Here is a 26,963-nt window from a genome sequence, read left to right on the forward strand (position 1 = left end):
AGGAAACCCCGGCTCAGTTCAGACTCGTCGGCGACCGCGTCAGCTCCGCCGCGGGCAGTGACGGCAGGTTACGGATGATCGCCGTCTCGGAGCGAAGGAGTTTCAGCTCGTCGCGGAGGCGGGACGCCGTGTCGGGGGCCTGGAGGAGGCGCTGCTTGGTGGGGGTGTCGTGCATCATCGCGGCCGCGACCAGGTAGGAGACGACCGACGGCTCGTCGGGCAGGTCGACGCCCGTGGAGAGCGAGCGTTCCCGCGCGCCCGCAAGGCGCTTCTGGTACTGGCGGAAGGCCCGCAGGACGCCCTCGGCCAGCGCGCCGGCCTCGTCGCCCGGCTCCTCCGTCAGCTCCTCCAGCTCCGCCGTCAGGAACGGGCCCGACGCGTCGACGGAGACCAGACGCACCCGGTTCGTCCCGGTGGCCAGCACCTCGAACGTGCCGTTCGCCCGCTCCCGGATCGTCGCCGCGTCCGCCACGCAGCCCACCCGGTGGAAGGACTTGAGGGGGTCGGGTCCGAAGCCGGCCGCCGGGCCCCGGTCGGGCTGCGCCGTCGGGTCCGGCATGCCCGGCGCGCTCGGCGCCACCTCGTGGCCGTCGCGGATCGCCACGACGGCGAACCGGCGTGGTTCTTCCTCGGGCGTCTTCAGCAGGTCGCGCATCATGGCGCGGTAGCGCTCCTCGAAGACGTTCAGCGGCAGCACCAGCCCCGGGAACAGCACCGAGTTCAGCGGGAAGAGAGGGAGACGGACGGTGGTCACGGCGCCACAGCCTAGTGGTCATCGGCGGGAACATGTCCGCCGTGCTCGGCCCGTGGGCGCCCCGCGGCCCTCGGCGAGGGGATCAGCACGGCCTCGGGGAGCGGTTCCGTACCGGCCAGCAGGTGGGCGCGCAGGCGTACGAATTGGCCCAGCGGGTCGTCGGAGAGCCGGCCCCAGGGGAAGGACGTGACGTACGGGCCGATCAGGCGCAGCTGGGTGCGGGCGGCCTCCCAGCGCTCCAGGCGGACCAGCAGGTACATCAGCTTGTTGCGGATCTCGGCCGGCCAGGTGTCGGCCGCCGGGAACCGCGCGGAGAGCGCGATCGCCCGGTCCACCGCCGCGTCCAGGCGGGCCCGCGGCACCTCGGGTCCGCAGCCGTCGGTGAGGTAGGCGAAGGCCGCGCGGGCCGGCAGGGCCTGGACGAGCGAGTCCGGCGGGGCGTCCATCGCGGCCAGGTCGGCGAAGTCGAAGCACTCGTGGTGCGAGCCGTGCCAGTACGTGCCCAGATAGCGCAGCGCCGCCACATGGCAGCCGTAGTGGTGCGGGGCGCGGCGGACCGCCGCCTCCCACAGTTCCTCGAAGTACCGGTGGCCGGCGTTCGTCCCCCGGGCGTGGTCGAGCGCGATCCGCCACGGCACCGGGTCCCGGTCGTCACCGCGCGCGGCCGCGGTGATCAGCGGGCTGAGCGGGCGCAGGAGCTCCGCGCGGGCCGGGGAGTCCCAGGACCGGTCCACCGCGAGCTGGGCCTGGACCAGCAGCACGTCCGGGTCGTGCGGGGCGGCCGCGGACCACTGGCCGAGCCACTCGGCGCGGGAGCGGGCGAAGAGGGCGAGCCGGTGCACGTACCGGTCGCGTTCCTCCCACTCGGCCGCGCGCCGGGTGCCGGCCAGCAGGTTCGCGGCGGGCTCGTACTCGCCCCGGCCGGCCGCGACCAGCGCGGGGGCGAGCCGGTCGTCGGGCGCGTCGAGGAACACCTCGTCGTCGCCCGGGTGCGGTCCGGCGGCGAGAGGCGAAGCGTTCGTTGCCCTCCGAGCGGAACGGAAGAGCGCGCGCAGCGAAGCCATGGCGTTGACCATTGAAGGTCCGCAGGTCGGCGCAGCGCCAGACGGTACGGCCAACTCCATGAAAGTTGTATGCCCGCCGGTCAAGGGCGGGTAAAAGGTGACTATTGCTCACCTGTTCGGTGCCTGTCGGCGGAGCCACTCGGCTGCCCGGCGGCACCGGTGGTCACCCCCGCCTCAGCAGCCTCGTCGCCCCCGCCGCCACGGTCGTCGCCAGGATCCAGCCCAGCAGGATCATCGCCGCCGCCGCCCACTGCCAGCCGCCGGTGAGCCGCCACTGGCCGACCTGCCCCAGGTCGATCACCGGCAGCAGCAGGTCCAGGACGAACAGCGCCGGATCCCAGGCCGGGTGGCCGCCCGAGTTCATCGGCGGATGCGGGGCGTGCGCGAACGCGAGCGTGCCCGCCGCCCACAGCACCGCCATCCACACCGCCGCCCGGCCCGGCCGGTAGCCGTAGGCCACCGTCAGGTCCTGCGCGTACCCCCAGACCTTGGCGGCCGGCGGCAGCGTCTCGCGGCGCCGCCGCTGCTTGGCGAGCAGCACCTCGCGGGCGTCCTCGTCCTCGCCGGCGGCCCGCAGCACGGCCGCCAGCCGCTCGTACGGCTCCGGGTTGTACTCGGCGGTCGCCGCCGCCACCCAGTCCAGCCGCCGGGTCAGCGGGAACGGGCCCTGCGGCACCAGGTTCTCGTAGGCGAAGCCGCCCATGTGCAGCCGACCCGGGCCCGGCCAGCTGGTCGCCCGGTCGACCAGGTTGACCACCCGGGCGCCGGACAGCAGCACCCCACCGCGCTGCGGCTCCTCGCCGAGGAACCGCAGCTCCGGCGCCTGTACCCGGCGCAGCGACAGCTGCTGGTCGTCCGTGAAGGTGAACCGGGCCCGCTCCAGGTCGATGGCGTCCCCGAACCGCCCGTCGTCCAGCCGTATCCCGCCCTGGCACTCGAACCGCTGGATCCGCGTCCCGCGCGCCGGGGTCGTCCCGCTCTGCCAGGGGCCGCCCACCCCGGCCGGGGTCAGGTACAGGGTCCGGCCGACCGTCAGCTGGGGCGCGTTCAGCGCGAACCGCCCGTCCGGGTTGTGCAGCCGCGCCCCGCGCAGGCTCAGCGAGACGCCCACCTTGGCGCTGCGCAGACTCAGCTCCCCGTGCGTCTCCAGGAGCTCCGCCTGCAGGTCCTGGCCCACGGTCATGCCGTCCGCGGCGATCGACCGCCCGCTGCGGTCCCGGTACACCACCGCCTGGTTCAGCAGCAGATCGGTGCCGATGTGCGCGTCGGTCAGCCGGACCCCGCCGAGGAAGCGGCAGCGCGGCAGATGCAGGTCACCCTCCGTGTGCAGCCGGGCCGCCTCCAGGCGCGGCGCCGCGCAGTCCACGAACCGCGCGGTCGTGAAGTGCGCCTCCGGCAGCAGGATCTCGTCGTCGAACCGGCAGCCGCGCAGCTCCATGTACGGCAGGACCGTGCCGCCCGCCAGGTCCAGGGGGCCGGTGATCCGGACGCCGACCAGCTTCAGCGAGGACACCCGGCCGGCGAGCGCGGGCGGCCCGTCGAGCAGCAGCCAGCACACGATCCGGGCCCGCACGGTCCGCTCGGGACCCCACGGGTGGCCGCCGTGCGGATCGTCCACGTGCAGGTCGCCGCTGCTCAGGTCGTACACGCTGCCGTTGCGGAACGCCTGCCACATACCGGCCTCGGCCGCGGTCAGATCGTCCGGCAGATCCCCGTCCCGGACGCCGTCCCCCTCGGTCACGGCTTTTCCTTCTTCCTCAACTACTCGCGGGTCATGTTCGGTACAACCGGTGATGCCCGGTGCGTGAGATCGCGAACACAGTTGGTGAAGGTGATCTTCCGGGTTCCGGCCAGGCTATGTACCGGCCGTTGCCCCGCGTCGCGTATCGGCCACGGACCGGCGGCGGGTGCAGCCGGCGGCTCACGTTCTGTATCAGCCATTGATACGCGCGGACGGGCCCCGAGTGCCGTCTGAGAGAATTGATTCCGTGATCTCCCGAATCGATCTGCGCGGCGACGCCCTTCCTGAGGGCCCCGCCCTGCGCGACCTGCTGCCCCGAGCCGACTTCGACGTCTCGGCCGCCCTGGAGAAGGTGCGTCCGATCTGCGAGGCCGTGCATCATCGGGGCGACGCGGCGCTGATCGACTTCGCCGAGAAGTTCGACGGGGTCACGCTGGAGCAGGTCCGGGTCCCGGCCGAGGCCCTGGCCAAGGCGCTGGACGAGCTCGACCCGGCCGTGCGCGCGGCCCTGGAGGAGTCCATCCGGCGCGCCCGTCTCGTCCACCGCGAGCAGCGCCGTACGACCCACACCACCCAGGTCGTGCCGGGCGGGTCCGTGACCGAGAAGTGGGTGCCCGTGGAGCGCGTCGGGCTCTACGCGCCCGGCGGCCGGTCGGTCTACCCGTCCTCCGTGGTCATGAACGTGGTGCCCGCGCAGGAGGCCGGCGTCGAGTCGATCGCCCTCGCCTCCCCGGCGCAGGCCGAGTTCGGGGGCCTGCCGCACCCGACCATCCTCGCCGCCTGCGCCCTGCTCGGCGTCGACGAGGTGTACGCGGCCGGCGGCGCCACCGCCGTCGCGATGTTCGCGTACGGCACCGAGTCCTGCCCGCCCGCCGACATGGTCACCGGCCCCGGCAACATCTGGGTGGCCGCCGCCAAGCGCTACTTCACCGGCAAGATCGGCATCGACGCCGAGGCGGGCCCCACCGAGATCGCCGTCCTTGCGGACGCCACCGCCGACCCGGTGCACGTCGCCGCCGACCTGATCAGCCAGGCCGAGCACGACCCGCTGGCCGCAGCCGTCCTGGTCACCGACTCGGTCGAGCTCGCCGACGCGGTCGAGAAGGAGCTGGAGCCGCAGGTCGCGGCCACCAGGCACGTCGAGGACCGGATCGTCCCCGCCCTCAAGGGCCGGCAGTCCGCGATCGTCCTGGTCGACGGCGTCGAGGAGGGCCTGCGGGTCGTCGACGCGTACGGCGCCGAACACCTGGAGATCCAGACGGCCGACGCCGCCGCAGTGGCCGACCGGGTGAAGAACGCGGGCGCGATCTTCATCGGGCCCTGGGCGCCGGTCTCCCTCGGCGACTACGCCGCCGGGTCCAACCACGTGCTGCCCACCGGCGGCTGTGCCTGCCACTCCTCCGGGCTCTCCGTCCAGTCCTTCCTGCGCGGCATCCACGTCGTCGACTACACGAAGGACGCGCTGGCCGAGGTCGCGCACCACGTGGTCACGCTTGCGGAGGCCGAGGACCTGCCCGCGCACGGCGCGGCGATCAAGGCGAGGTTCGGATGGAAGGTACCGACGAGCAAGTGAGCTTCGGCATCGACGATCTCCCCGTACGGGACGAGCTGCGCGGCAAGTCCCCCTACGGCGCGCCCCAGTTGGACGTCCCCGTACGGCTGAACACCAACGAGAACCCCTACCCGCTGCCCGAACCGCTGGTCGAGCGGATCACCGAGCGGGTGCGCGAGGCCGCCCGGGACCTGAACCGCTACCCCGACCGGGACGCGGTCCAGCTCCGCACCGAGCTGGCCAAGTACCTGACGAAGACCGGCAACCACCCGCTCTCCGTCGAGAACGTGTGGGCGGCCAACGGCTCCAACGAGGTCATCCAGCAGCTGCTGCAGACCTTCGGCGGACCCGGTCGTACGGCGATGGGCTTCGAGCCGTCGTACTCGATGCACTCGCTCATCTCGCGCGGCACCGGCACCCGCTGGATCTCCGGCCCCCGCAACGAGGACTTCACCCTCGACGTCGGGGCGGCCTCGGCGGCCATCGCCGAGCACAAGCCGGACGTCGTCTTCGTCACCACCCCCAACAACCCCACGGGCAACGCGGTACCGGCCGAGACGGTCCTCGCGCTCTACGAGGCCGCCCAGGCCGCCAAGCCGTCGATGGTGGTGGTCGACGAGGCCTACATCGAGTTCAGCCACGGCGCCTCGCTGCTGCCGCTGCTCGAAGGTCGGCCGAATCTCGTCGTCTCCCGCACCATGTCGAAGGCCTTCGGCGCGGCCGGTCTGCGCCTCGGCTACCTCGCCGCCCACCCCGCGGTGGTGGACGCCGTACAGCTCGTACGGCTGCCGTACCACCTGTCGGCGATCACCCAGGCGACCGCGCTGGCCGCCCTGGAGCACACCGGCACGCTGCTGAAGTACGTCGAGCAGCTGAAGGCCGAGCGGGACCGGCTGGTCGCCGAACTGCGCGCGGCGGGCCTGGAGGTCACCGAGTCCGACGCCAACTTCGTGCAGTTCGGGCGGTTCGAGGACCCGCACGCGGTGTGGCAGCAGATCCTCGACCGGGGAGTCCTCGTCCGGGACAACGGCGTGCCCGGCTTCCTGCGGGTGTCCGCCGGAACCCCCGAAGAGAACGACGCGTTCCTCGACGCGGTACGTGAAGTCAAGAAGGAGCTGGACGCATGACCCGCGTAGGGCGCGTGGAGCGCACCACCAAGGAGACCTCGGTCCTCGTCGAGATCGACCTCGACGGCACCGGCAAGACCGACATCGCCACCGGCGTCGGCTTCTACGACCACATGCTCGACCAGCTCGGCCGGCACGGTCTGTTCGACCTCACCGTGAAGACCGACGGCGACCTGCACATCGACTCGCACCACACCATCGAGGACACCGCCCTCGCCCTCGGCGCCGCCTTCAGGCAGGCCCTCGGCGACAAGGTCGGCATCTACCGCTTCGGCAACTGCACGGTTCCGCTGGACGAGTCCCTCGCCCAGGTCACGGTCGACCTGTCCGGCCGCCCGTACCTCGTGCACACCGAGCCGGAGAACATGGCGCCGATGATCGGCGAGTACGACACCACCATGACCCGGCACATCCTGGAGTCCTTCGTGGCGCAGGCGCAGGTCGCCCTGCACGTGCACGTGCCGTACGGGCGCAACGCGCACCACATCGTGGAGTGCCAGTTCAAGGCGCTCGCGAGGGCGCTGCGCTACGCCTCCGAGCGCGACCCGCGCGCGGCCGGCATCCTCCCCTCGACGAAGGGCGCGCTGTAAGCGATGAACGGCCTCTCGACCATACTGATCGTCGTCGGACTCTTCCTGGTCGGCGGGATCATCTCCTTCGTCAAGCAGAAGATGCCCACCAGCCTGATCGTGCTGCTCTCGATCAGCGCCGCACTGTGCCTGGTGGCGGGCGTCATGAGGCTGGAGGTGTGGAATTGAGCGGATCCACGAAGAAGGTCGTCGTCTTCGACTACGGCTTCGGTAACATCCGGTCCGCCGAGCGCGCCCTCGCCCGTACCGGGGCCGACGTCGAGATCACCCGTGACTTCGACAAGGCCATGAACGCGGACGGCCTGCTGGTGCCCGGTGTCGGCGCCTTCGCCGCCTGCATGGAGGGCCTGCGCGGCGCGCGCGGGGACTGGATCATCGACCGCCGGCTGTCCGGCGGGCGCCCGGTGATGGGCATCTGCGTCGGCATGCAGATCCTGTTCGCGCGGGGCATCGAGCACGGCGTGGAGACCGAGGGCCTCGACGAGTGGCCCGGCTCGGTCGAGCCGCTCCAGGCCGAGATCGTCCCGCACATGGGCTGGAACACCGTCGACGTGCCGGCCGGCTCCGAGCTGTTCGCCGGCCTGGACGCCGACGCGCGCTTCTACTTCGTGCACTCCTACGCCGTCCACGACTGGGCGCTGGAGACGCACAACGCCGCGCTGCGGGCCCCGCTCGTGACCTGGTCGACGCATGGCAAGCCGTTCGTGGCCGCCGTGGAGAACGGCGCCCTGTGGGCCACCCAGTTCCACCCCGAGAAGTCCGGCGACGCCGGCGCCCAGCTCCTCACCAACTGGATCGGAACACTGTGAGCAAGCTCGAACTCCTCCCCGCCGTCGACGTCCGCGACGGCCAGGCCGTCCGCCTCGTGCACGGCGAGTCCGGGACCGAGACCTCCTACGGCTCCCCTCTGGAGGCGGCCCTCGCCTGGCAGGGGTCGGGCGCCGAGTGGCTGCACCTGGTCGACCTGGACGCGGCGTTCGGCACCGGCGACAACCGCGCGCTGGTCGCCGAGGTCACCGGGGCGATGGACATCAAGGTCGAGCTGTCCGGCGGCATCCGAGACGACGCCACCCTCGCCGCGGCCCTCGCCACCGGCTGCACCCGGGTGAACCTGGGCACGGCCGCCCTGGAGACCCCGGAGTGGGTCGCCAAGGTCATCGCCGAGCACGGCGACAAGATCGCCGTCGGCCTGGACGTGCGCGGTACGACCCTCAGGGGCCGCGGCTGGACCCGCGACGGCGGCGACCTCTACGAGACGCTCGCCCGCCTCGACAAGGAGGGCTGCGCCCGCTACGTCGTCACCGACATCGCCAAGGACGGCACCCTCCAGGGTCCGAACCTGGAGCTGCTGCGCAGCGTGTGCGCGGCGACGGACCGGCCGGTCGTGGCCTCCGGCGGCGTGTCGTCGCTGGACGACCTCCGGGCGCTGGCCGACCTGGTACCCCTCGGTGTCGAGGGCGCCATCGTCGGAAAGGCCCTGTACGCCAAGGCGTTCACCTTGGAAGAAGCACTGGAGGCAGTGTCACGATGACGTCCGATGCCGTACGGCGCGTGCAGAGCGGAAGTCCCTGGGAGGAGAGCTTCGGTTTCGCCCGCGCCGTCGCGGCGGGCGACCGCGTGGTGGTGGGCGGTACGACGTCCTTCAAGGGCACCGTGCTGTACGGGGAGGGCGACCCGTACGAGCAGGCCAGGGTGGCCTTCGCCACCGCCCTGGAGGCGATCGCCGAGTTCGGGCTCGGACCGGAGGCGGTGATCCGCACCCGCCTGTTCCTCGCGCACGCGCGCGACATGGACGCGGTGGGACGCGCCCACAAGGAGGTCTTCGACCGGGTGCGCCCGGTGACCACGTTCGTCGTGGTGACCGGCTTCGTCGACCCGCGCATCCTGGTCGAGGCAGAGCTAGAGGCATACAGAGGAGCCGTGGATTCATGACCCTGGCGGTCCGAGTCATCCCCTGCCTGGACGTGGACAACGGCCGGGTCGTCAAGGGCGTCAACTTCCAGAACCTGCGCGACGCGGGCGACCCGGTCGAGATGGCCAAGGTGTACGACGCGGAGGGCGCCGACGAGCTGACCTTCCTGGACATCACCGCGTCCTCCGGCAACCGGGAGACCACGTACGACGTGGTCCGCCGCACGGCCGAGCAGGTCTTCATCCCCCTGACGGTCGGCGGCGGCGTCCGTACCGCGGAGGACGTCGACAAGCTCCTGCGCGCCGGTGCCGACAAGGTGGGCGTCAACACGGCGGCCATCGCCCGCCCGGACCTGATCCGCGAGATCGCGGAACGCTTCGGCCGCCAGGTCCTGGTCCTCTCGGTCGACGCCCGCCGCACGGAATCGGGATCCTTCGAGGTCACCACCCACGGCGGCCGCCGCGGCACCGGCATCGACGCCGTCGAGTGGGCCCATCGCGCCGCCGAGCTGGGCGCGGGCGAGATCCTGCTCAACTCGATGGACGCGGACGGCACCAAGGACGGCTACGACCTGGAGATGATCACCGCCGTCCGCAAGCACGTCACGGTCCCGGTCATCGCCTCCGGCGGGGCCGGCGCCCTCTCCCACTTCCCCCCGGCCGTCACCGCGGGCGCGGACGCGGTCCTCGCCGCCTCCGTCTTCCACTTCGGCGACCTGAGGATCGGCCAGGTGAAGCAGACACTGCGCGAGGCGGGACACCCGGTGCGGTGAGCGGCTAGCCCTTCGGCTGGGTCAGCTGGATCAGGTTGCCGACCGTGTCGTCCAGGACGGCGGCGAGTACCGGACCCTGGTCCTGCGGTTCATGGGGGAAGCGGACGCCCAGCGTGCGCAGGCGGTCGTACTCCGAGCGGATGTCGTCCACGGAGAAGACGATGGCCGGGAGCCCCGCCGCGTAGACGGCTTTGCGGTACGGGTCCGCGAGGGGGCCCTCGCCGGGCTCCAGCAGGAGCTGGAGGTCCGGCTGGGCGCCCTGCGGGGCGCCCACCGTGACGAACAGGGTGCCGTCGCCCGGGTCCAGGCAGGTACGGGTCTCGAAGCCGAGGACGCCCGTGTAGAACGCGTGCGCCTTCGGCACGTCGTCCACGTACACGCTCGTCATCGCGACCCTGATCACCGGGGGCTCCTCAGATGCCCAGCTTCTTGGACTCCTGCAGCTTGGCGATCGCGTTCTCGTCGCCGGACACCTCGACCTTCGCCGTGCTCTGCCGGCCGAACGCGAACATCAGCAGCTCGGAGGGCTCGCCGGTCACCGTCACCACGGGGGCGCCGCGATGGGCGACCGCCGTCTGGCCGTCCGGGCGGCGCAGCACCAGGCCCGTGGGCAGGCCCCGGCCGAGCAGCCGGGCGGTGCGCTCCAGGCGGGTCCAGAGGGCTTCCTGGAAGACCGGGTCCAGTTCCCGCGGCGACCAGTCCGGCTGGGCCCTGCGGACGTCCTCGGTGTGCACGTAGAACTCGACGGTGTTGGCCGCCTCGTCCACCTGCTTGAGCTGGAACGGCGAGAACCGCGGCGGACCGGTGCGGATCAGCTGGATGAGCTCCTCGTACGGCTTCGCCGCGAACTCGGCCGTCACCTTCTCGAGGCGCGGCGCCAGCTGTTTGATCACCGTGCCCCCGGCCGCGTCCGGCCGACGCTCGCGCACCACCACGTGCGCGGCCAGATCACGGGTCACCCAGCCCTCGCAGAGGGTCGGCGCCTCGGGACCGGCGGTCTCCAAGAGGTCGGCGAGCAGGAGCCGTTCACGCTTGGCGAAGGTCGACATACCGCCAGCCTACGACCACACGCACCGTCCGGACAGTGGACACGCACCGTGACTGTCGGTGCCGCGCGGCACAATGGCACCCATGACCAGTACGACCGGTACGACGGGCACGCCCCCGTCCAGTGGCCTCGCCCCGGAGATCGCCGCCCGCCTCAAGCGCAGCGCCGACGGACTCCTGCCCGCCATCGCCCAGCAGTACGACACCGGCGAGGTGCTGATGCTCGGCTGGATGGACGACGAGGCGCTGCACCGGACCCTCACCACCGGCCGCTGCACCTACTGGTCGCGCAGCCGCCAGGAATACTGGGTCAAGGGCGACACCTCCGGTCACTTCCAGTGGGTGAAGTCGGTCGCCCTCGACTGCGACGCCGACACCGTGCTGGTCAGGGTCGACCAGGTCGGCGCCGCCTGCCACACCGGCGACCGCACCTGCTTCGACGCCGACGTGCTCCTCAAGGACGTCGAGCACGGCCACGAGGGCACCGATTCCGGCGTACCCGCCTCCGATCAGTAAGGTCTGCCGCCATGGACCTCGAGACCTTCCGCAAGCTCGCGACCGACCGGCGTGTCATCCCGGTCACCCGCAAGCTCCTCGCCGACGGCGACACCCCGGTCGCGCTCTACCGCAAGCTCGCCGCCGAGCGCCCCGGCACCTTCCTGCTGGAGTCCGCCGAGAACGGCCGCTCATGGTCCCGGTACTCGTTCGTGGGCGTCCGCAGCGCGGCGACCCTGACGGCCCGCGACGGCCAGGCCCACTGGCTCGGCACCCCGCCCGTCGGCGTGCCCGTCGACGGCGACCCGCTGGCCGCCCTCCGCGCCACCATCGAGGCCCTGCACACCCCCCACGCCCAGGACCTGCCCCCCTTCACCGGCGGCATGGTCGGCTACCTCGGCTACGACATCGTGCGCCGCCTGGAGAAGATCGGCCCGGGGGAGCGCGACGACCTCCGGCTCCCCGAGCTGACCATGCTCCTCACCAGCGACCTCGCCGTCATGGATCACTGGGAGGGCTCGGTCCTGCTGATCGCCAACGCGATCAACCACAACGACCTCGACACCGGTGTCGACGAGGCTCACGCCGACGCCGTGGCCCGTCTGGACGCCATGGAGGCGGACCTCTCCCGCCCGGTCGCCCAGCCGCCCGCCGTCCTGCCGCCCTCGGAGCTCCCCGAGTACACCGCCCTGTGGGGCGGCCCCGACTTCCAGACGGCCGTCGAGGACGTCAAGGAGCGCATCCGCGCGGGCGAGGCCTTCCAGGTCGTCCCCTCCCAGCGCTTCGAGACGCCGTGCACGGCGAGCGCGCTGGACGTCTACCGGGTCCTCAGGGCCACCAACCCGTCGCCGTACATGTACCTCTTCCGCTTCGACGGCTTCGACGTCGTGGGATCCAGCCCGGAGGCCCTCGTCAAGGTCGAGGACGGGCAGGCCATGGTGCACCCCATCGCCGGCACCCGGCCGCGCGGGGCCACCCCGCAGGAGGACCAGGCCCTCGCCGACGAGCTGATGGCCGACCCCAAGGAGCGCGCCGAGCACCTGATGCTCGTCGACCTCGGCCGCAACGACCTGGGGCGGGTCTGCGAGCCCGGCTCCGTCGAGGTCGTCGACTTCATGTCCGTCGAGCGGTACTCGCACGTCATGCACATCGTCTCGACGGTCACCGGAAAGGTCGCCCACGGCCGCACCGCCTTCGACGTCCTCACCGCCTGCTTCCCGGCCGGCACCCTCTCCGGCGCCCCCAAGCCCCGGGCCATGCAGATCATCGACGAACTGGAGCCGTCCAGAAGGGGGCTGTACGGCGGCTGCGTCGGCTACCTCGACTTCGCCGGCGACTCCGACACCGCCATCGCCATCCGCACCGCCCTGCTCCGCGGCGGCACGGCGTACGTCCAGGCCGGCGCCGGCATCGTCGCCGACTCCGACCCGGTCGCCGAGGACCAGGAGTGCCGCAACAAGGCGGCGGCGGTCCTGCGAGCGGTGCACACGGCCAACAGACTGGGCAAGTAGGGCGCTTATCACCCGACCCCGGGTGACCGTTCGTGCGGGGTTCAGGCGATAGTGGAGTACGTGACTGCTGTTCCTCACCCCTCTTCCGAAGCCGCCGAACCCGCCCGGTCCGGCCGCCGCAGCCTCGCCGTCGCGCTGCTCTTCGGCGCGCTCGGCGCGGCCGTGGCCCTGCTGTCCACCCGGCAGCGCTGGGCGGAGGGCACCGCCACGGTGGCCGGCGGCGACTTCCCGCTCACCGCCAAGGGCAGCGACGTCACGGGCGTCCCCGCGGCCCTCGCCATAGTGGGCCTCGCCGCGCTCGTCGCCGTCTTCGCCGTCCGCAAGGCCGGCCGCTTCCTGGTCTCCGGCCTCCTCGCGCTCTCCGGCGCCGGCATCGTCGCCGCGGCCCTGCTGGGCGCGTCCGACGGCTCGGCGCTCGACGAGAAGGCCGCCGAGGCCAGCGGTGACACGTCCGCGACGGTCGCCGCGCTCAGCCATACCGGCTGGCCGTACGTCGCCGCGGCCGGCGGCGCGCTCATCCTGGTCGCCGGGCTGCTGGCGCTGCGCTACGGGCGGCTGTGGCCGGCCATGTCCGGCCGCTACGAGCGCGGCACGGGGGCGGAGCGGCCGCGGCGGGCGCCGAAGCCGGTCGATCCCGACCGGCCGGAGGACATCTGGAAGGCGCTCGACCGGGGCGAGGACCCGACTGGCGCGTGAGGCTTCGCCGGGGCACCGTGACAGGTCGTCGGTCGGCTGAGGGCCGGTGGGGGCTGGTCGCGCAGTTCCTCCCCCAGCCTTCGGCCGGGGGTACCCCCAGCGCCCCTACGGGGCGCTGGAAAGCGGGACGCTGAGAAGTGATGTGGCGAATCAGCCGATGTGGCGAATCAGACGCCACCCCAGCTCCTGGCACCACTGTGGGTACGGGACAATGGAGGGCGAGCGTCCGGAAGGACACGTACGAGCTCGGGCCCGTACGACACGTACCAGCAATGAGGAGCAAGTCATGGCGGGCAGCAGCCACGGTCACACCCCGGCCGCCTGGACCGGCGTCACCATCGCCTTCATCGGTTTCTGCGTCTCGGGCGCCTTCATGGTGATGGCGCAGCCGGTGGGCTTCTGGGCCGGCATGGCGATCGTGCTCCTCGGTGGCGTGGTCGGCGTGATCATGCGCTCCATGGGCCTCGGCCAGCCGAAGGAGAGCGGCGCGCTCGTGTACAGCACCACCACCGCCCCGGCCGCCACCCGCGAGCCGGTCGCCGCCGAGAGCTGACCCGCACGGTTTCCCGAGGGGCGCCCCAAGACATCGGGGCGCCCCTCGCGCGCGTGTGCCGACCGTACGGGGCACAATGCGAGGCGTGAACGCCGACAGCCACAGCGCAGCCGCCCCACCGGTGACGCCCTCCCTCCGGGGCCGGCTGGCCGTGCCCGTCTCCGTGCTGGGCGCCGTCGTCGGAGCCTTCGCCTACGTCGGCAGCGTCGACCCCAACCAGCCCGGTCACTACCCGGTCTGCCCGCTCTACCGGCTCACCGGCCTGTACTGCCCCGGCTGCGGCGGCCTGCGCAGTGCGCACGCCTTCATCCACGGCGACTTCCTGGCCGCGCTGCGTGACAACGCGGCGGGCGTCCTCGCCTATCTGGCCTTCGCCGTGGTCTGGACCGTCTGGGTGGCGCGCGCGGTGCGCGGCCGGCCCGCCAGGATCGAGCTCAGGCCGGTGCAGATGTGGAGCCTGGGCGTGTTGCTCCTGGTCTTCACCGTTGTCCGGAACCTGCCCTTCGGTGGCTGGTTGCATCCTTGATCAACTGGTGGATGTCCAGGTACTGGGACCGGCGTCAACCGGATGTGAGGCCTACCCCGTCCTCCGGATACCATCGCAGTGACCATGAGTTTTCGGCCCATGGGTTTTTGACCGCCTGGAAGAACCGTCCGGAAGGGGGCCGCTCGCGTGAGTGTGCTCGACGAGATCATCGACGGAGTCCGTGCCGACCTCGCGGAACGGCAGGCGCGCGTCAGCCTCGACGAGCTCAAGGAGCGCGCGGCGAAGGCGCCGGCCGCCAAGGACGGCGTGGCAGCGCTGCGCGGTGAGGGCGTCAAGGTCATCTGTGAGGTGAAGCGCTCCAGCCCGTCCAAGGGCGCGCTGGCCGCGATCGCCGACCCGGCCGGGCTCGCCGCGGACTACGAGGCGGGCGGCGCGGCCGTCATCTCGGTCCTGACCGAGCAGCGCCGTTTCGGCGGCTCGCTGGCCGACCTGGAGGCGGTCCGGGCCCGGGTGGACATCCCGGTGCTCCGCAAGGACTTCATCGTCACGTCGTACCAGCTGTGGGAGGCCCGCGCGTACGGTGCCGACCTCGCGCTGCTGATCGTCGCCGCCCTCGACCAGCCGGCCCTGGAGTCGCTGATCGAACGCGCCGAGTCCATCGGCCTCACCCCGCTCGTCGAGGTCCACGACGAGGACGAGGTCGAGCGCGCGGTGGACGCCGGCGCCAAGGTGATCGGTGTCAACGCGCGCAACCTGAAGACCCTGGAGGTCGACCGCTCCACCTTCGAGCGGGTCGCCCCCGAGATCCCCGCCCACGTCGTCAAGGTCGCCGAGTCCGGCGTCCGTGGCCCGCACGACCTGATCGCGTACGCCAACGCGGGCGCCGACGCGGTCCTGGTCGGCGAGTCCCTGGTCACGGGCCGCGACCCCAAGTCGGCGGTGGCCGACCTGGTGGCGGCGGGCGAACACCCCGCGCTCCGGCACGGCCGGAGCTGATCACCCGCTAGGCTGAACCCGATGACTCTCACGGTGACGACGACAGTGGACCGGTACGCCCGCCTCGCGCGCGGCTGCCGGCCCCGTGGTTGCCGTGCGCCGGCCCGCCGGGTCCACGGCCGCCGCGTCCGCTACGTCATCGGCGACGAACCGGGACAGGTGAACGGCCGTCGATGGCAGCGCGCCCTGTAGGGGCGCGGGGACTGCGCGAGCAACCACTGACGGCTCGCAGCCATCGGACATATCTCCGCCCCCACGGCGAATAGTGTCTTTTTCCACACACTCACCGTGAGGTTTTCGCATGCCCAGCGATTTCTTCTTCCCTGACCCCACCGGCCAGGTGCCCAGCGTCGAGGGCTACTTCGGCGCGTTCGGCGGCAAGTTCATCCCGGAGGCCCTCGTCGCCGCCGTGGACGAGGTCGCCGTCGAGTACGACAAGGCCAAGCACGACCCCGAGTTCGCCCGCGAGCTCGACGACCTCCTGGTCAACTACACCGGCCGCCCCAGCTCCCTCACCGAGGTCCCCCGCTTCGCGGAACACGCGGGCGGCGCCCGGATCTTCCTCAAGCGCGAGGACCTCAACCACACCGGCTCGCACAAGATCAACAACGTGCTCGGCCAGGCCCTGCTCACCAAGCGCATGGGAAAGACCCGCGTGATCGCGGAGACCGGCGCCGGCCAGCACGGCGTCGCCACGGCCACCGCCTGCGCCCTGTTCGGCCTCGACTGCACCATCTACATGGGCGAGATCGACACCCAGCGCCAGGCCCTCAACGTGGCCCGGATGCGGATGCTCGGCGCCGAGGTCATCGCCGTGAAGTCCGGCAGCCGCACGCTCAAGGACGCCATCAACGAGGCGTTCCGCGACTGGGTGGCCAACGTCGACCACACCCACTACCTCTTCGGTACGGTCGCCGGACCGCACCCCTTCCCGGCGATGGTCCGCGACTTCCACCGGGTCATCGGCGTCGAGGCCCGCCGCCAGCTCCTGGAGCGGGCCGGCCGGCTCCCCGACGCCGCGATCGCCTGCGTCGGCGGCGGCTCCAACGCCATCGGCCTCTTCCACGCCTTCATCCCCGACGAGGGCGTCCGCCTGATCGGCTGCGAGCCGGCCGGCCACGGCATCGAGACCGGCGAGCACGCGGCCACCCTCACCGCCGGTGAGCCCGGCATCCTGCACGGCTCCCGGTCCTACGTCCTCCAGGACGACGAGGGCCAGATCACCGAGCCGTACTCGATCTCGGCCGGTCTGGACTACCCCGGTATCGGCCCCGAGCACTCGTACCTCAAGGACTCCGGCCGCGGCGAGTACCGCGCGGTCACCGACGACGCGGCCATGCAGGCGCTGCGCCTGCTCTCCCGTACCGAGGGCATCATCCCGGCCATCGAGAGCGCCCACGCCCTCGCCGGCGCCCTGGAGGTCGGCAGGGAACTCGGCAAGGACGGGCTGATCGTCGTCAACCTGTCCGGCCGCGGCGACAAGGACATGGACACCGCCGCGCGCTACTTCGGCCTGTACGACACCGACGCCGAGGTCGCGGCCGACGCCGCCGACACCGCCGAGATCGAGGGGGACGCCAAGTGAGCGGGAACATTCAGCTGCTGGACGAGACCCTGGCCACCGCCAAGGCCGAGGGCCGCGCCGCGCTCATCGCCTATCTCCCGGCCGGGTTCCCGACCGTGGACGGCGGCATCGAGGCGATCAAGGCCGCCCTGGACGGCGGCGCGGACGTCGTCGAGGTCGGGCTGCCGCACAGCGACCCGGTCCTGGACGGTCCGGTCATCCAGACCGCCGACGACATCGCCCTGCGCGGCGGGGTGAGGATCGCGGACGTCATGCGCACGGTCAAGGAGGCCCACGAGGCCACCGGCAAGCCGATCCTCGTCATGACGTACTGGAACCCCATCGACCGCTACGGCGTCGAACGCTTCACCGCGGAGCTCGCCGAGGCCGGCGGCGCGGGCTGCATCCTCCCCGACCTGCCGGTGCAGGAATCGGCCCTCTGGAGGGAGCACGCCGAGAAGCACGGCCTCGCGACGGTCTTCGTCGTGGCGCCGAGCAGCAAGGACGAGCGGCTCGCGACGATCACGGCGGCGGGCAGCGGGTTCGTCTACGCGGCCTCGCTGATGGGCGTCACCGGTACGCGGGAATCGGTCGGGGCGCAGGCGCAGAACCTGGTCGAGCGCACCCGGGCCACCGGCACCGGGCTGCCCGTCTGCGTCGGTCTCGGCGTCTCCAACGCGGCGCAGGCCGCCGAGGTCGCCGGCTTCGCCGACGGCGTGATCGTCGGTTCGGCCTTCGTGAAGCGGATGCTGGACGCGCCGGACCACGCGGCCGGCGTCGCGGCCGTCCGTGAACTCGCCGGGGACCTGGCGAAGGGCGTGCGGCGACAGGCGTAGACCCACCGGGGTACCGCCGGACACAACGGAACATTCGGTCACTCGAACGGGTGGACCTGGGACCGGGGAGGCGCGGTGCGCCTCCCCGGTTCGTTCTGGGGGTGTGAGCGAGAAGAATCGTGACGGAAAGCGGATGGCCCGTGAGCGGCTGGCGGCCGAGCGCGAGAAGCAGCGGGCCGCGGACAAGCGACGGCGCGCGCTGATCGTGGGCGCGACCGTCGTCTGCGTCCTGGGCCTGGCGGCGGTGATCGGCGTGATCGCCGCGAACTCGGGCAAGGACAAGACCAGCGCGAGCTCCGGCCCTGTCGTGGCGCCCTCCGGCGCACAGGGCAAGGACAGCCTCGCGATCCCGGTCGGCAAGGACGGCGCCAAGGCGACGCTCACCGTCTGGGAGGACTTCCGCTGCCCGGCCTGCCAGGCCTTCGAGACGGCGTACCGCCCGACGCTCCACGAGCTGGTCGACGCCGGGCAGCTCAGAATCGAGTACCACCTGGTCACGCTGATCGACGGCAACCTCGGCGGCAGCGGCTCCCGGAACGCGGCCAACGCGGCGGCCTGCGCCCAGGACGCCGGGAAGTTCCGTGACTTCCACGACGTGCTGTACGAGAACCAGCCGAAGGAGACCGACGACGCCTTCGCGAGCAACGACAAGCTGATCGAGCTGGCCGGCAAGGTCCAGGGGCTGAACACACCGGCGTTCCAGAAGTGCGTCAAGGACGGCACGCACAACTCCTGGGTCGTCAAGTCCAACCAGGCCTTCCAGGCGGCCAAGTTCGACGGCACGCCGACCGTCCTGCTCGACGGCAAGAACATCTACCAGGACCAGACCATGACCCCGGCCAAGCTGAAGCAGCTGGTCGAGGACGCGAACAAGCAGTAAAGGGGGTAAGTCTTTCTCACGCCCCCGTTATGGAGCCGTAGCCGGGCTGGTTGCCGTCGGCCCGGTCCGGCACGGTAGCGTCGACCCTGCCATGGAAGAACTTGCCTACATTCCCAGCCCGTCGCGCGGAGTGATCCACCTCGGACCCATCCCGCTGCGCGGCTACGCGTTCTGCATCATCATCGGTGTCTTCGTAGCCGTCTGGCTCGGCAACAAGCGCTGGATCGCCCGGGGCGGGCGGGCCGGCACCGTGGCCGACATCGCGGTCTGGGCCGTACCGTTCGGCCTGGTCGGCGGGCGTCTGTACCACGTGATCACGGACTACGAGCTGTACTTCAGCGCGGGCCGTGACTGGGTCGACGCGTTCAAGGTCTGGCAGGGCGGCCTCGGCATCTGGGGCGCGATCGCGCTCGGTGCGGTGGGCGCCTGGATCGGCTGCCGACGCCGGGGCATCCCGCTGCCGGCCTACGCCGACGCCATCGCCCCCGGCATCGCCTTCGCCCAGGCGATCGGCCGCTGGGGCAACTGGTTCAACCAGGAGCTCTACGGCCGCGAGACCCATGTCCCGTGGGCGCTGCACATCACCTCCTCCGAGGGTGGCCGCGTTCCCGGCTACTACCACCCGACCTTCCTCTACGAGTCGCTGTGGTGCATCGGAGTCGGCTTCCTGGTCATCTGGGCCGACCGCCGCTTCAAGCTCGGGCACGGGCGGGCCTTCGCCCTGTACGTCGCGGCGTACTGCGTGGGCCGCGGCTGGATCGAGTACATGCGCGTCGACGACGCCCACCACATCCTCGGCCTGCGGCTCAACGACTGGACCGCGATGATCGTGTTCCTGCTCGCGGTGCTGTACATCGTGGTCTCCGCGAAGAAGCGGCCGGGCCGGGAGACGGTGGTCGAGCCGGGCGTCTCCGACGGTGAGGGTGTCTCCGACGGTGAGGCCGACGGTGCTGGTGAGGCCGTTGAGGCGGAGGCCTCCGGCGACGGGGCCGAGGACGACACCTCCGACGAGGTGAAGGACGAGGCCGGGTCGGGGACCAAGAAGAGCTGACCTGCTGCTGTACGACGAAGAGGGCGCCCGGGATCGAACCGGGCGCCCTCTTCGTGTGCGAGGCCATGAGGGTTGCGCTGGGTCAGGCACCGCCGGAGAGCGCCGTCGGGGGTTCTCGCCGTTGCGGCGGAAAGAAGTTACCGGCGGGCGGAAGAGGTCAGCGGCGGTTCAGCAGGGAGAGGGTTCTGCGGGCTGCTGCCACCACCGCCGCGTCGATGAAGCTGCCGTCGGGGAGGGCCTGTGCGCCCTGTTCCGTGGTGGCTGCCTTGATGACCGTTTCCGCCTGTTCGAGTTCGGCCTCGGTGGGGAGGTAGGCCCGTTCGATGATCGGGAGCTGCCGGGGGTGGATCGCGGCGCGGCCCAGGAAGCCCAGGGCGCGGCCGTGGGCGCAGGAGGCGGCGAGGCCGTTGAGGTCGCGGGTGTCGGGGTGGACCGACTGGGGCGGTGGGGCGAGGCCCGCCGCCCGCGCGGCGACCACGATCCGGGAACGGGACCAGTCGAGGCCGATGTCGTCCCGTACCCCCAGGTCGGCCCGTAGGTCCGCCTCGCCCAGGGAGATGCCCCGCAGGGCGGGGTGGGCGGCGGCGATGGCGTAGGCGTGTTCGATGCCGAGGGCCGATTCGAGCAGGGCGTAGAGGGGGAGGGCGGCGGTGCGGGCCGCGAGGTGGCGGATGTCCTCGGGGCTCGTGACCTTCGGGAGGCGGAGGCCGGCGAGGCCCGGGAGGGAGCGGAGGGCGTGGATGTCGGTCCGTGCCCAGGGGGTGTCCAGGGCGTTGATCCGGACGTGGACCGGGACCGGCTGGGGGTGGGCGAGGAGGTCGGCGGTGGCCTCACGGGCGTAGTCCTTGCGGTCGGGGGCGACCGCGTCCTCCAGGTCGATCACCACCACGTCGGTTCCGGAGGCCAGCGCCTTGGCGACGACATGCGGCCGGTCGCCGGGGACGTACAGCCAGGTCAGGGGGAACGGCACCGTGGTCATACGGCGCCCTCCGCGCGCAGGGCCCGTACCTGGGCCGGGGTCAGGCCCAGCTCGGCCAGGACCTCCTCCGTGTCGGCGCCGTGCGGGCGGCCGGTCCAGCGGATCGCGCCCGGGGTGGCCGAGAGCCGGAACAGGACGTTCTGCATGCGCAGGGGGCCCAGGTCGGGGTCGGGGACGGTCGTGATCGTGTTCAGCGCCTGGTACTGGGGGTCCTCCATGACGTCCCGTACGTCCTGGATCGGCGCCACGGCCGCCTCCGCCTTCTCGAACTCGGCCAGCACCTCGGCGCGGGAGCGGGTGGCGACCCAGCCGCCGACGGCCGCGTCGAGGACGTCGGCGTGCGCGGCCCGGCCGGCCCCGGTCGCGAACCACGGCTCGTCGATCAGCTCCGGCCGTCCGACCAGCCACATCACGCGTTCGGCGATCGACTGGGCCGAGGTGGAGACGGCGACCCAGCTGCCGTCCGCCGTGCGGTAGGTGTTGCGCGGGGCGTTGTTGGCGGACCGGTTGCCGGTGCGTGCCTGGACGTAGCCGAGCTGGTCGTACCAGGTGGGCTGGGGGCCGAGGACGGCCAGGATCGGCTCGATGATCGCCATGTCGACGACCTGGCCCTCGCCGGTGCGGTCCCGGGCCGCGAGCGCGGTCATCACGGCGTACGCGGTGGCCAGCGCCGCGATGGAGTCGGCGAGGCCGAACGGAGGCAGCGTCGGCGGGGCGTCCGGTTCGCCGGTGATCGCCGCGAAGCCGCTCATCGCCTCGGCGAGGGTGCCGAAGCCGGGGCGGTGGGCATAGGGGCCGAACTGGCCGAAGGCGGTGACCCGGGTCAGCACCAGGCGCGGGTTGGCGGCGGACAGCTCCTCCCAGCCGAGGTCCCACTTCTCCAGGGTGCCCGGGCGGAAGTTCTCGATGATCACATCGGCGGTGGCGGCCAGCCGGAGGAGCGTGGCACGGCCGCCGGGCTTGGACAGGTCGAGGGTGAGGGTGCGTTTGTTGCGGCCGAGCAGCTTCCACCACAGGCCCACGCCCTGCTTGGCCGGGCCGTGGCCCCGGGAGGGGTCGGGCTTGGCGGGGTGCTCGACCTTGACGACCTCGGCGCCGAAGTCACCGAGCAGGGTGGCGGCGAGGGGACCGGCGAAGAGCGTGGCCAGATCGAGGACGCGCAGACCGGTGAGGGGTGCGGACGGGGGCGTGGGCGGGGACTGGGGGTGCATCGCCTGACCTGTGGGTGCCGGGGGCGTCTTGGGCGTCTTGGGCGCCCTGGGGGTCGCACTCATGCGGTGTACTGGGTTTCGATCTCCGGGCGGTACGGCATCGACTCCGTCGCCCCTTCCCGCTGGACGGAGATCGCCGCCGCGGCCGCCGCCCAGGACAGGGCCTCGCGGATCGGTTTCTCCTCGGCCAGGGCCACCGCGAGGGCGCCGACGAAGGTGTCGCCCGCGCCTGTCGAGTCGACCGCGGTCACCCGGGGCGCGGGGATGACGAGGGGGGCGGCGTCGCGGGTGAGGTAGAGGCTGCCGGCCGCGCCGAGGGTGACGACGACCTGCGGCACCTGGTCGAGGAGCGCGGCCGCCGCGTCGCGCGGGTCGGCCCGGTCGGTGAGGGTGGCCGCCTCCCGCTCGTTCGCCACCAGCAGGTCGATGTTGTCGAGGAGCTCGGACGGGAGCGGGCGGGCCGGGGACGGGGTGAGGACGGTCCGGATGCCGTGACGGCGGGCGGCCTGTGCGCCGGCCACGACGGCCGCGAGGGGGATCTCCAGCTGGAGCAGGAGCATGTCGGCGGAGGCGATGACGCCCTCGTCGCCGGGGGAGAGATGGTCGACGGTGCCGTTGGCGCCGGGGACCACGACGATCGCGTTGCCGCCCTCGTCGTCCACGACGATGTGCGCGGTGCCGGACGCGCACTCGATCGTGCGCAGCGAGTCGGTGTCCACGCCGGAGTGTTCGAGGGTCTCGCGCATCCGGGTGCCGTAGGCGTCGTGGCCGACCGCGCCGATCATCGAGACGGTGGCACCGGCGCGGGCGGCGGCGATCGCCTGGTTGGCGCCCTTGCCGCCGGGGATCGTACGGAACGCCCGTCCTGTCACGGTCTCGCCGAGCTGTGGGGCCTTCTCGGCGTACGCGACGAGGTCCATGTTCATGCTGCCGAGTACGGCGATGTGGGTCATGAGCGGGTCGCCTCCAGGTGAGTGAGGTGGGCGAGGGTGTCGAAGCCGGTGCCGTCGAAGCCGGCGACGGAGGTGGCGAGGCGGTTCTTGAGCGGGGTGGTCCAGCGGTCGGGGAGCGCGTCGGGGTCCCCCGCGAGCAGCCCGGCGACGGAGCCGGCGGTCGCGCCGTTCGAGTCGGTGTCCCAACCGCCGCTCACCGCGCGGCAGACGGAGCCGGTGAAGTCGCCGTCGGCGTGGGTGAGGGCGGCGGCGATCAGTGCGGTGTTGGGGACGGCGTGCACCCAGTGGTGGGTGGGGGAGTGGGCGTGGTGGAGTTCGTCCACGACCGTCTCGAAGTCCGCGTGGGTCTCCGCGAGCCGGATCCCGTGGTCGATCGCGGTGGCGAGACGGGAACGGGGCGGGACGACGGAACGGCCGGCGCGCAGACAGGCGTGCACGTCGTGGGTTCCGGTGGCGGCGGTGGCGATGACGGCTGCCGTGAACATGGCCGCGTAGACGCCGTTGGCCGTGTGGGTGAGGGTGGCGTCCCGGTGGGCCTGTTCGGCTGCGGCGGCCGGGGCGCCGGGGTTGGTCCAGCCGTGCACGTCGGCGCGGATGAGGGCGCCGATCCATTCGCGGAAGGGGTTGCGGTGGCGGGCGGTGTGCGGGGGTTCGATGCCGGAGAGGAGGTTGCGGTAGGCGACGCGTTCGGCGGTGAAGGTACGGCCGGCGGGGAGTTCGTCGAGCCAGAGGGCGGCCACGTCGGCGGTGGTGAAGTCCCTGGTGTGGCGTTGGAGCAGGAGGAGGTTGAGGAGGGGGTAGTTGAGGTCGTCGTCCTCGGGCATGCCGTCGATGTTCTCGGCGAGGGAGGTGGGGGCCGAGCGGCGGTTCCAGGGGTGGGCGGAGAGGAGTTCGGCGGGGACGCCGTGGGCCGTGAAGTAGTGGTTCAGGGGCCAGTTGCCGGTGGCGCGGGCGAGTTCGCGGACGGCGTGCAGGGGCAGCTTCTCGACGGGTTTGCCGAGGAGGCAGCCGACGGCTCTGCCGAGCCAGGCGGCGTGGTAGGTGCGGGGGTGTGGGGGCCGGGGGGTGGGGACGCTTACCGGCGCTTGCCGGGTGCCGCCCGCGCCCACCCTCCCCCACGCTCGGCTTCGCTCGCGCGGGGGGACCCCCATCGCCCCAGCGGCACGACTGCCCGCGGCTGGATGCGAGACGCGGCTGGGCAGCGCCCCGTCAGGGGCGCGGGGAACTGCGCGATCAGCCGCATCGCACCCGCAGTCGCACGACGGTCCGCACCGCCCTCCCCGTGGCGCAGTCGGCCACTGCGGACACAGCGCCTTGATCGCTTCCAGGTCCGTCGGCTCGTTCAACCTGCTCGGCAGGTCCGCGAGTTCGTCGAGGAGGTCCTCCGCGAGCTGGCGGAGATAGCGCGACGCCCGGTCCGGAGACGCGCCCGCTCGCGGCGGCGCGTCCGCGCCCCCCGCCGCCCGCCACCTCGCCTCGACGGCCGACGGTTCCCGCCCGTCCTGCCGGGCCTGGCGCAGCTCGTGGCCGAGCAGGTCCTCCGGCTGGACCCAGGTCAGCCGGAGCAACTCGGGCCTCCGAGGTGGCCGAAGGACTCCTCGTGCGCGCGGCGGCGTTCCTTGTCGCGGGTGAAGATCTCACGGGTCACGGCGGCCAGCGAACGGGGCGGTTCCCAGAGGTCGAGGCGGCTGGCCTCGGCCACCCGCTTCGACCAGTCCTCAGGGACCGGCGAGCCCAGCGCCCCGGCGATCGCGCCCGCCATCGTCGCGATGGAGTCGCAGTCCCGGCCGTAGTTGACGGAACCGAGGACGGCGTGCCGGTAGTCGCCGTCCGCAACCAGCAACATGCCCAGGGCGACCGGGAGTTCCTCGATGGCGTGCAGGCGGGAGGGGCGGCGGGCACCGAGGGAGGGGGACCGGTAGTCGGGGCCCACCGTGTCGTAGGGGGCGATCGCGTCGCGGAGCGGGACGAGCGCCGACTCGAAGTCGGTGTGGTGCGCCGCCGCTTCACAGACCTTCTCGATCGCCTCGCGGGTGCCGTCCTTCGCCAGGGACAGGCAGGTGCCGACCACGGAGTCCGGTGTCGCGCCGGACGCCGTCGCCGCCGCCACCGCCGCCGCGAAGACGCCCGCCGCCTCCCTGCCGTACGACGACTGGTGGGCGCCCGCGACGTCCAGGGCCTCGGCGTACGCGGCCCGCGGGTTCGCCGCGTTGACCAGGCCGACCGGGGCCATGTACATCGCCGCACCGCAGTTGACGATGTTGCCGACGCCGGCCTCGCGGGGGTCGACATGGCCGTAATGGAGGCGGGCCGCCAGCCACTTCTCGGCGAGGAAGATCCGGTGGAGGGGGATGGTCTCCGCCTCCAGCTCCGGGATCCAGCGCGGGTTGGTCATCAGGTCGGGGACCAGGTGGTCGGCGACGGCGTACGCGTCGAGGTGGTCGCGGACCCGGTCGTACACCCGTACCAGCGCATGGGTCATCAAGGTGTCGTCGGTGACGTGCCCGTCGCCCTTGTGGTACGGCGCGATGGGGCGGGCGGTGCGCCAGGCGTCGCCGTTCCAGGGGCCGACGACGCCGTGGACGCGGCCGCCGTGGCGTTCGAGGATCTGGTCGGGGGAGTAGCCCTCGACCGGCCCGCCGAGGGCGTCGCCGACGGCGGCCCCGACCAGTGCTCCGGTGATCCGGTCGTCGAGCGAAGCTCCGGTGCTTTCTTCTCCTTTGGGCGTCATGCACCGAATCATCCACCTGGACGGGCCGGTTGCGTGGCTTCCAGGAGTTCGGCGAGTTCCACGAGGTCCGTGCCGGTGAGGCGGGGGAGGGCGCAGCCGGAGAGGATGCGGCAGGCGTCTCGCCAGGACGGGGGGATCCCGTCGCCGCCGCCGAGGGCGCCGGTGAGGGCGCCGGCCAGGGCGGGGGCCGAGTCGGCGACCCTCGACAGACACGCGGCGGCGGGTACGGCCTCGGCGATCCGGCCTCGGGAGGCCGTGGCGAGGGCGAGGGCGACCGGGACGGTTTCGGCGGCGGCGATGCCGTAGCTGTAGACGTGGTCGACGATTTGGTGTTCGAGGAGGGGGATCAGGGCGAACGCGGAGTCCGCGGTGCCGGCGAGGGTGAGGGCGTGCCGGGCGTTGCGGCCGATCTCGGTGGCCTCGGGGAGTTCGGCGAGGGCCGCGGCCGCGCAGGTCTCGACCTCGGCGCCGGCGAGGGCGAGGGCGATGGCGGCGGCCATGGCGCGGGCGCCGTGCACTCCGTCGCCGTCCTGGGTGTAGCGGGCGTCGAACTCGGCGAGGTCGGCGGCGCGTTGGGGGTCGCCGGGGTGGGCGACGGCGAGGGCGCAGGCGCGGACGCAGGCGGCGTCGTCGAAGTAGTGCGGGTTGTCGTGGCCGGTGGCGGGCGGGCGCAGGCCGGTGGCGAGGTTGCCGAGGCCGGCGCGGACGGAGATGCGGGCGCGCAGGGGGAGTACGGCCGACTCGATCTCCGGGGCGCGTTCGGCCGCGGCGGCGACCTCGGAGGCGACGGCGGTCCAGGTGAGGTCGATGGCGGCGCGGGTGCGGAGCTCACGGCTGAGGTCGCCGAGGAGGGTGTCGTCTCCGGCGCGCAGGACGGCTTCCGCGGCGAAGGCCGCCCACTCGGCGTCGTCGGAGGGGCCGAGGCGGAGGGGCTCGGGCGGCTGGTTGAGGGCGATGGGGACGGGGAGGGTGGTGGTCGCGTTCTGCTCGGCGAAGGTGTCGAGTTCGCGGGTGAGGCGGCGGGTCCATTCCGGCATCCGGGATGCGCGGTGCCGCGCGGAAGGCCAGCCGGCGGCGTCCCCTGCGGCGAGCCCGAGGAGGAGCCCCTCGATACGACGCCGGTTCACCGAAGCCCCTCGCCACAGCCGGCCCCCAGGGGGCTCCGCCCCCTGGACCCCCGAGACCTCGCCCACCCACCACCCGACTCGGTCGGCAGAAAGGCGGGTGCCGGGGGTTGCGGCTCGGTGGGGATGGGGGCGGGTGGTCGGGGGTCTGGCTCGGCCGGCAGCAGGGCTGGCGTGGTGGGGCCGGGTGGTTCGAGGTGTGGCTCGGTCGGCAGGAGTGCTGACGTGGTGGGGTGTGGCTCGGTCGGGATGGGGCGGGGTGGTTCGGGGGGCGTCTTGGCTGGCAGGAGGGCTGATGTGGCGGGGTGTGGCTCGGTCGGGATGGGGCGGGGTGGTT

30 protein-coding genes are annotated in these 26,963 nt (G+C 72.5%); 19 read left to right on the top strand and 11 right to left on the bottom strand.

The features are described 5' to 3' along the window. Positions 1-13 precede the first annotated feature (13 nt). The 3 genes from ACFY6U_RS14810 to ACFY6U_RS14820 form a co-directional block, all read right to left on the bottom strand. Positions 14-754, bottom strand: a complete 741-nt coding sequence (locus tag ACFY6U_RS14810; RefSeq protein ID WP_351489521.1) for an LON peptidase substrate-binding domain-containing protein — start codon at positions 752-754, stop codon at positions 14-16. 11 nt (positions 755-765) lie between these two features. Then, entirely contained in the window at positions 766-1,830 is a 1,065-nt protein-coding gene (locus ACFY6U_RS14815) for a hypothetical protein (RefSeq protein ID WP_390038134.1), read from the bottom strand. A gap of 151 nt (positions 1,831-1,981) precedes the next feature. Beyond that, entirely contained in the window at positions 1,982-3,559 is a 1,578-nt protein-coding gene (locus ACFY6U_RS14820; protein ID WP_390038136.1) for an oxidoreductase, read from the bottom strand. Between the two features lie 247 nt (positions 3,560-3,806). On the opposite strand from ACFY6U_RS14820, the gene hisD reads away from it, so the two are divergent. Genes hisD through hisF form a run of 8 tightly spaced genes read left to right on the top strand, consistent with a single transcriptional unit; the run spans position 3,807 to position 9,512 of the window. Further along, complete coding sequence (hisD, locus tag ACFY6U_RS14825; RefSeq protein WP_390038138.1) at positions 3,807-5,132, top strand: histidinol dehydrogenase; 1,326 nt, start codon at positions 3,807-3,809, stop codon at positions 5,130-5,132. Then, the gene (locus ACFY6U_RS14830) at positions 5,129-6,238 is read left to right on the top strand and encodes a histidinol-phosphate transaminase (protein ID WP_351489553.1); all 1,110 of its coding nucleotides are present in this window, start codon (positions 5,129-5,131) and stop codon (positions 6,236-6,238) included. Before hisD ends, ACFY6U_RS14830 begins: the two co-directional genes overlap by 4 nt. Next, entirely contained in the window at positions 6,235-6,828 is a 594-nt protein-coding gene (hisB, locus tag ACFY6U_RS14835) for an imidazoleglycerol-phosphate dehydratase HisB (protein WP_390038140.1), read from the top strand. Before ACFY6U_RS14830 ends, hisB begins: the two co-directional genes overlap by 4 nt. Positions 6,829-6,831: 3 nt before the next feature. Beyond that, the gene (locus tag ACFY6U_RS14840) at positions 6,832-6,996 is read left to right on the top strand and encodes a hypothetical protein (RefSeq protein WP_351489512.1); all 165 of its coding nucleotides are present in this window, start codon (positions 6,832-6,834) and stop codon (positions 6,994-6,996) included. Beyond that, positions 6,987-7,637 carry an imidazole glycerol phosphate synthase subunit HisH gene (hisH, locus tag ACFY6U_RS14845; RefSeq protein WP_390038142.1) on the top strand — a complete coding sequence of 217 codons (651 nt, stop codon included), beginning with the start codon at positions 6,987-6,989 and terminating at the stop codon, positions 7,635-7,637. The genes ACFY6U_RS14840 and hisH overlap by 10 nt, the downstream gene beginning before the upstream one ends. Beyond that, on the top strand, positions 7,634-8,359 hold the full coding sequence (gene priA / locus ACFY6U_RS14850; RefSeq protein ID WP_390038144.1) for a bifunctional 1-(5-phosphoribosyl)-5-((5-phosphoribosylamino)methylideneamino)imidazole-4-carboxamide isomerase/phosphoribosylanthranilate isomerase PriA: 726 nt from the start codon (positions 7,634-7,636) through the stop codon (positions 8,357-8,359). Before hisH ends, priA begins: the two co-directional genes overlap by 4 nt. Beyond that, a complete protein-coding gene (locus tag ACFY6U_RS14855) occupies positions 8,356-8,760 on the top strand; it encodes a RidA family protein (RefSeq protein ID WP_390038146.1) in 405 nt (134 codons plus the stop codon). Before priA ends, ACFY6U_RS14855 begins: the two co-directional genes overlap by 4 nt. Then, positions 8,757-9,512, top strand: coding sequence for an imidazole glycerol phosphate synthase subunit HisF (gene hisF, locus ACFY6U_RS14860; RefSeq protein WP_351489501.1), 756 nt, complete (start codon positions 8,757-8,759; stop codon positions 9,510-9,512). Before ACFY6U_RS14855 ends, hisF begins: the two co-directional genes overlap by 4 nt. 4 nt (positions 9,513-9,516) lie before the next feature. Here the strand turns inward: hisF and ACFY6U_RS14865 are convergent, their stop codons facing one another. Both ACFY6U_RS14865 and ACFY6U_RS14870 read right to left on the bottom strand, forming a co-directional pair. Beyond that, positions 9,517-9,915, bottom strand: coding sequence for a VOC family protein (locus ACFY6U_RS14865; protein ID WP_390038149.1), 399 nt, complete (start codon positions 9,913-9,915; stop codon positions 9,517-9,519). 10 nt (positions 9,916-9,925) lie between these two features. After that, positions 9,926-10,561: a TIGR03085 family metal-binding protein gene (locus tag ACFY6U_RS14870; protein ID WP_390038151.1), complete on the bottom strand. Its 636-nt coding sequence runs from the start codon at positions 10,559-10,561 to the stop codon at positions 9,926-9,928. A gap of 73 nt (positions 10,562-10,634) precedes the next feature. On the opposite strand from ACFY6U_RS14870, the gene hisI reads away from it, so the two are divergent. From hisI to lgt, 11 genes are all read left to right on the top strand, one after another. After that, positions 10,635-11,075 (top strand): phosphoribosyl-AMP cyclohydrolase, encoded by a 441-nt coding sequence (gene hisI, locus ACFY6U_RS14875; protein ID WP_390038653.1) that lies wholly within the window; start codon positions 10,635-10,637, stop codon positions 11,073-11,075. Positions 11,076-11,086: 11 nt separating this feature from the next. Next, the gene (locus ACFY6U_RS14880) at positions 11,087-12,565 is read left to right on the top strand and encodes an anthranilate synthase component I (RefSeq protein ID WP_390038153.1); all 1,479 of its coding nucleotides are present in this window, start codon (positions 11,087-11,089) and stop codon (positions 12,563-12,565) included. A gap of 51 nt (positions 12,566-12,616) precedes the next feature. Continuing rightward, positions 12,617-13,261 carry a TIGR02234 family membrane protein gene (locus tag ACFY6U_RS14885; RefSeq protein ID WP_390038155.1) on the top strand — a complete coding sequence of 215 codons (645 nt, stop codon included), beginning with the start codon at positions 12,617-12,619 and terminating at the stop codon, positions 13,259-13,261. A 286-nt stretch (positions 13,262-13,547) separates the two neighbouring features. Beyond that, positions 13,548-13,814, top strand: a complete 267-nt coding sequence (locus ACFY6U_RS14890) for an HGxxPAAW family protein (RefSeq protein ID WP_390038157.1) — start codon at positions 13,548-13,550, stop codon at positions 13,812-13,814. 76 nt (positions 13,815-13,890) lie between these two features. Then, positions 13,891-14,340 carry a DUF2752 domain-containing protein gene (locus ACFY6U_RS14895; RefSeq protein ID WP_351489485.1) on the top strand — a complete coding sequence of 150 codons (450 nt, stop codon included), beginning with the start codon at positions 13,891-13,893 and terminating at the stop codon, positions 14,338-14,340. A 147-nt stretch (positions 14,341-14,487) separates the two neighbouring features. Beyond that, positions 14,488-15,297 carry an indole-3-glycerol phosphate synthase TrpC gene (gene trpC, locus ACFY6U_RS14900; protein WP_390038159.1) on the top strand — a complete coding sequence of 270 codons (810 nt, stop codon included), beginning with the start codon at positions 14,488-14,490 and terminating at the stop codon, positions 15,295-15,297. Positions 15,298-15,318: 21 nt separating this feature from the next. After that, entirely contained in the window at positions 15,319-15,489 is a 171-nt protein-coding gene (gene trpM, locus ACFY6U_RS14905) for a tryptophan biosynthesis modulator TrpM (RefSeq protein ID WP_366358037.1), read from the top strand. 109 nt (positions 15,490-15,598) lie between these two features. Then, on the top strand, positions 15,599-16,882 hold the full coding sequence (gene trpB / locus ACFY6U_RS14910) for a tryptophan synthase subunit beta (RefSeq protein ID WP_390038161.1): 1,284 nt from the start codon (positions 15,599-15,601) through the stop codon (positions 16,880-16,882). Further along, positions 16,879-17,697, top strand: a complete 819-nt coding sequence (gene trpA, locus ACFY6U_RS14915; RefSeq protein ID WP_390038163.1) for a tryptophan synthase subunit alpha — start codon at positions 16,879-16,881, stop codon at positions 17,695-17,697. Before trpB ends, trpA begins: the two co-directional genes overlap by 4 nt. Before the next feature lie 103 nt (positions 17,698-17,800). After that, positions 17,801-18,577 carry a DsbA family protein gene (locus ACFY6U_RS14920; RefSeq protein WP_390038165.1) on the top strand — a complete coding sequence of 259 codons (777 nt, stop codon included), beginning with the start codon at positions 17,801-17,803 and terminating at the stop codon, positions 18,575-18,577. Positions 18,578-18,668: 91 nt separating this feature from the next. Beyond that, entirely contained in the window at positions 18,669-19,628 is a 960-nt protein-coding gene (gene lgt / locus ACFY6U_RS14925; RefSeq protein ID WP_390038167.1) for a prolipoprotein diacylglyceryl transferase, read from the top strand. Positions 19,629-19,785: 157 nt separating this feature from the next. On the opposite strand, the gene ACFY6U_RS14930 is transcribed toward lgt, so the two are convergent. From ACFY6U_RS14930 to ACFY6U_RS14955, 6 genes are read right to left on the bottom strand one after another with little or no spacing between them, the layout of a single operon-like run. Beyond that, a complete protein-coding gene (locus tag ACFY6U_RS14930; RefSeq protein WP_390038169.1) occupies positions 19,786-20,607 on the bottom strand; it encodes an HpcH/HpaI aldolase/citrate lyase family protein in 822 nt (273 codons plus the stop codon). After that, entirely contained in the window at positions 20,604-21,818 is a 1,215-nt protein-coding gene (locus ACFY6U_RS14935; protein ID WP_390038654.1) for a CaiB/BaiF CoA transferase family protein, read from the bottom strand. Before ACFY6U_RS14935 ends, ACFY6U_RS14930 begins: the two co-directional genes overlap by 4 nt. Positions 21,819-21,877: 59 nt before the next feature. Then, the gene (gene rbsK / locus ACFY6U_RS14940) at positions 21,878-22,771 is read right to left on the bottom strand and encodes a ribokinase (RefSeq protein WP_390038171.1); all 894 of its coding nucleotides are present in this window, start codon (positions 22,769-22,771) and stop codon (positions 21,878-21,880) included. Then, entirely contained in the window at positions 22,768-24,339 is a 1,572-nt protein-coding gene (locus ACFY6U_RS14945) for an ADP-ribosylglycohydrolase family protein (protein WP_390038173.1), read from the bottom strand. The genes rbsK and ACFY6U_RS14945 overlap by 4 nt, the downstream gene beginning before the upstream one ends. Then, entirely contained in the window at positions 24,327-25,502 is a 1,176-nt protein-coding gene (locus ACFY6U_RS14950) for an ADP-ribosylglycohydrolase family protein (protein WP_390038175.1), read from the bottom strand. The genes ACFY6U_RS14945 and ACFY6U_RS14950 overlap by 13 nt, the downstream gene beginning before the upstream one ends. A gap of 8 nt (positions 25,503-25,510) precedes the next feature. Then, positions 25,511-26,629: an ADP-ribosylglycohydrolase family protein gene (locus ACFY6U_RS14955; RefSeq protein ID WP_390038177.1), complete on the bottom strand. Its 1,119-nt coding sequence runs from the start codon at positions 26,627-26,629 to the stop codon at positions 25,511-25,513. Between the last annotated feature and the right edge of the window lie 334 nt (positions 26,630-26,963).

This window comes from Streptomyces sp. NPDC013157, assembly GCF_042899865.1.
Taxonomy (GTDB): Bacteria; Actinomycetota; Actinomycetes; order Streptomycetales; family Streptomycetaceae; genus Streptomyces.

What these genes read in the sequence shown, in the direction of transcription:
- lgt (WP_390038167.1), top strand. Translation starts at nt 18,669, where the DNA reads ATGGAAGAACTTGCCTACATTCCCAGCCCGTCGCGCGGAGTGATCCAC.
- ACFY6U_RS14840 (WP_351489512.1), top strand. Translation starts at nt 6,832, where the DNA reads ATGAACGGCCTCTCGACCATACTGATCGTCGTCGGACTCTTCCTGGTC.
- rbsK (WP_390038171.1), bottom strand. Translation starts at nt 22,771, where the DNA reads ATGACCCACATCGCCGTACTCGGCAGCATGAACATGGACCTCGTCGCG.
- ACFY6U_RS14890 (WP_390038157.1), top strand. Translation starts at nt 13,548, where the DNA reads ATGGCGGGCAGCAGCCACGGTCACACCCCGGCCGCCTGGACCGGCGTC.
- hisI (WP_390038653.1), top strand. Translation starts at nt 10,635, where the DNA reads ATGGCACCCATGACCAGTACGACCGGTACGACGGGCACGCCCCCGTCC.
- ACFY6U_RS14950 (WP_390038175.1), bottom strand. Translation starts at nt 25,502, where the DNA reads ATGACGCCCAAAGGAGAAGAAAGCACCGGAGCTTCGCTCGACGACCGG.
- ACFY6U_RS14930 (WP_390038169.1), bottom strand. Translation starts at nt 20,607, where the DNA reads ATGACCACGGTGCCGTTCCCCCTGACCTGGCTGTACGTCCCCGGCGAC.
- ACFY6U_RS14855 (WP_390038146.1), top strand. Translation starts at nt 8,356, where the DNA reads ATGACGTCCGATGCCGTACGGCGCGTGCAGAGCGGAAGTCCCTGGGAG.
- ACFY6U_RS14815 (WP_390038134.1), bottom strand. Translation starts at nt 1,830, where the DNA reads ATGGTCAACGCCATGGCTTCGCTGCGCGCGCTCTTCCGTTCCGCTCGG.
- ACFY6U_RS14895 (WP_351489485.1), top strand. Translation starts at nt 13,891, where the DNA reads ATGCGAGGCGTGAACGCCGACAGCCACAGCGCAGCCGCCCCACCGGTG.
- hisF (WP_351489501.1), top strand. Translation starts at nt 8,757, where the DNA reads ATGACCCTGGCGGTCCGAGTCATCCCCTGCCTGGACGTGGACAACGGC.
- ACFY6U_RS14935 (WP_390038654.1), bottom strand. Translation starts at nt 21,818, where the DNA reads ATGCACCCCCAGTCCCCGCCCACGCCCCCGTCCGCACCCCTCACCGGT.
- ACFY6U_RS14870 (WP_390038151.1), bottom strand. Translation starts at nt 10,561, where the DNA reads ATGTCGACCTTCGCCAAGCGTGAACGGCTCCTGCTCGCCGACCTCTTG.
- trpB (WP_390038161.1), top strand. Translation starts at nt 15,599, where the DNA reads ATGCCCAGCGATTTCTTCTTCCCTGACCCCACCGGCCAGGTGCCCAGC.
- hisB (WP_390038140.1), top strand. Translation starts at nt 6,235, where the DNA reads ATGACCCGCGTAGGGCGCGTGGAGCGCACCACCAAGGAGACCTCGGTC.
- ACFY6U_RS14880 (WP_390038153.1), top strand. Translation starts at nt 11,087, where the DNA reads ATGGACCTCGAGACCTTCCGCAAGCTCGCGACCGACCGGCGTGTCATC.
- trpM (WP_366358037.1), top strand. Translation starts at nt 15,319, where the DNA reads ATGACTCTCACGGTGACGACGACAGTGGACCGGTACGCCCGCCTCGCG.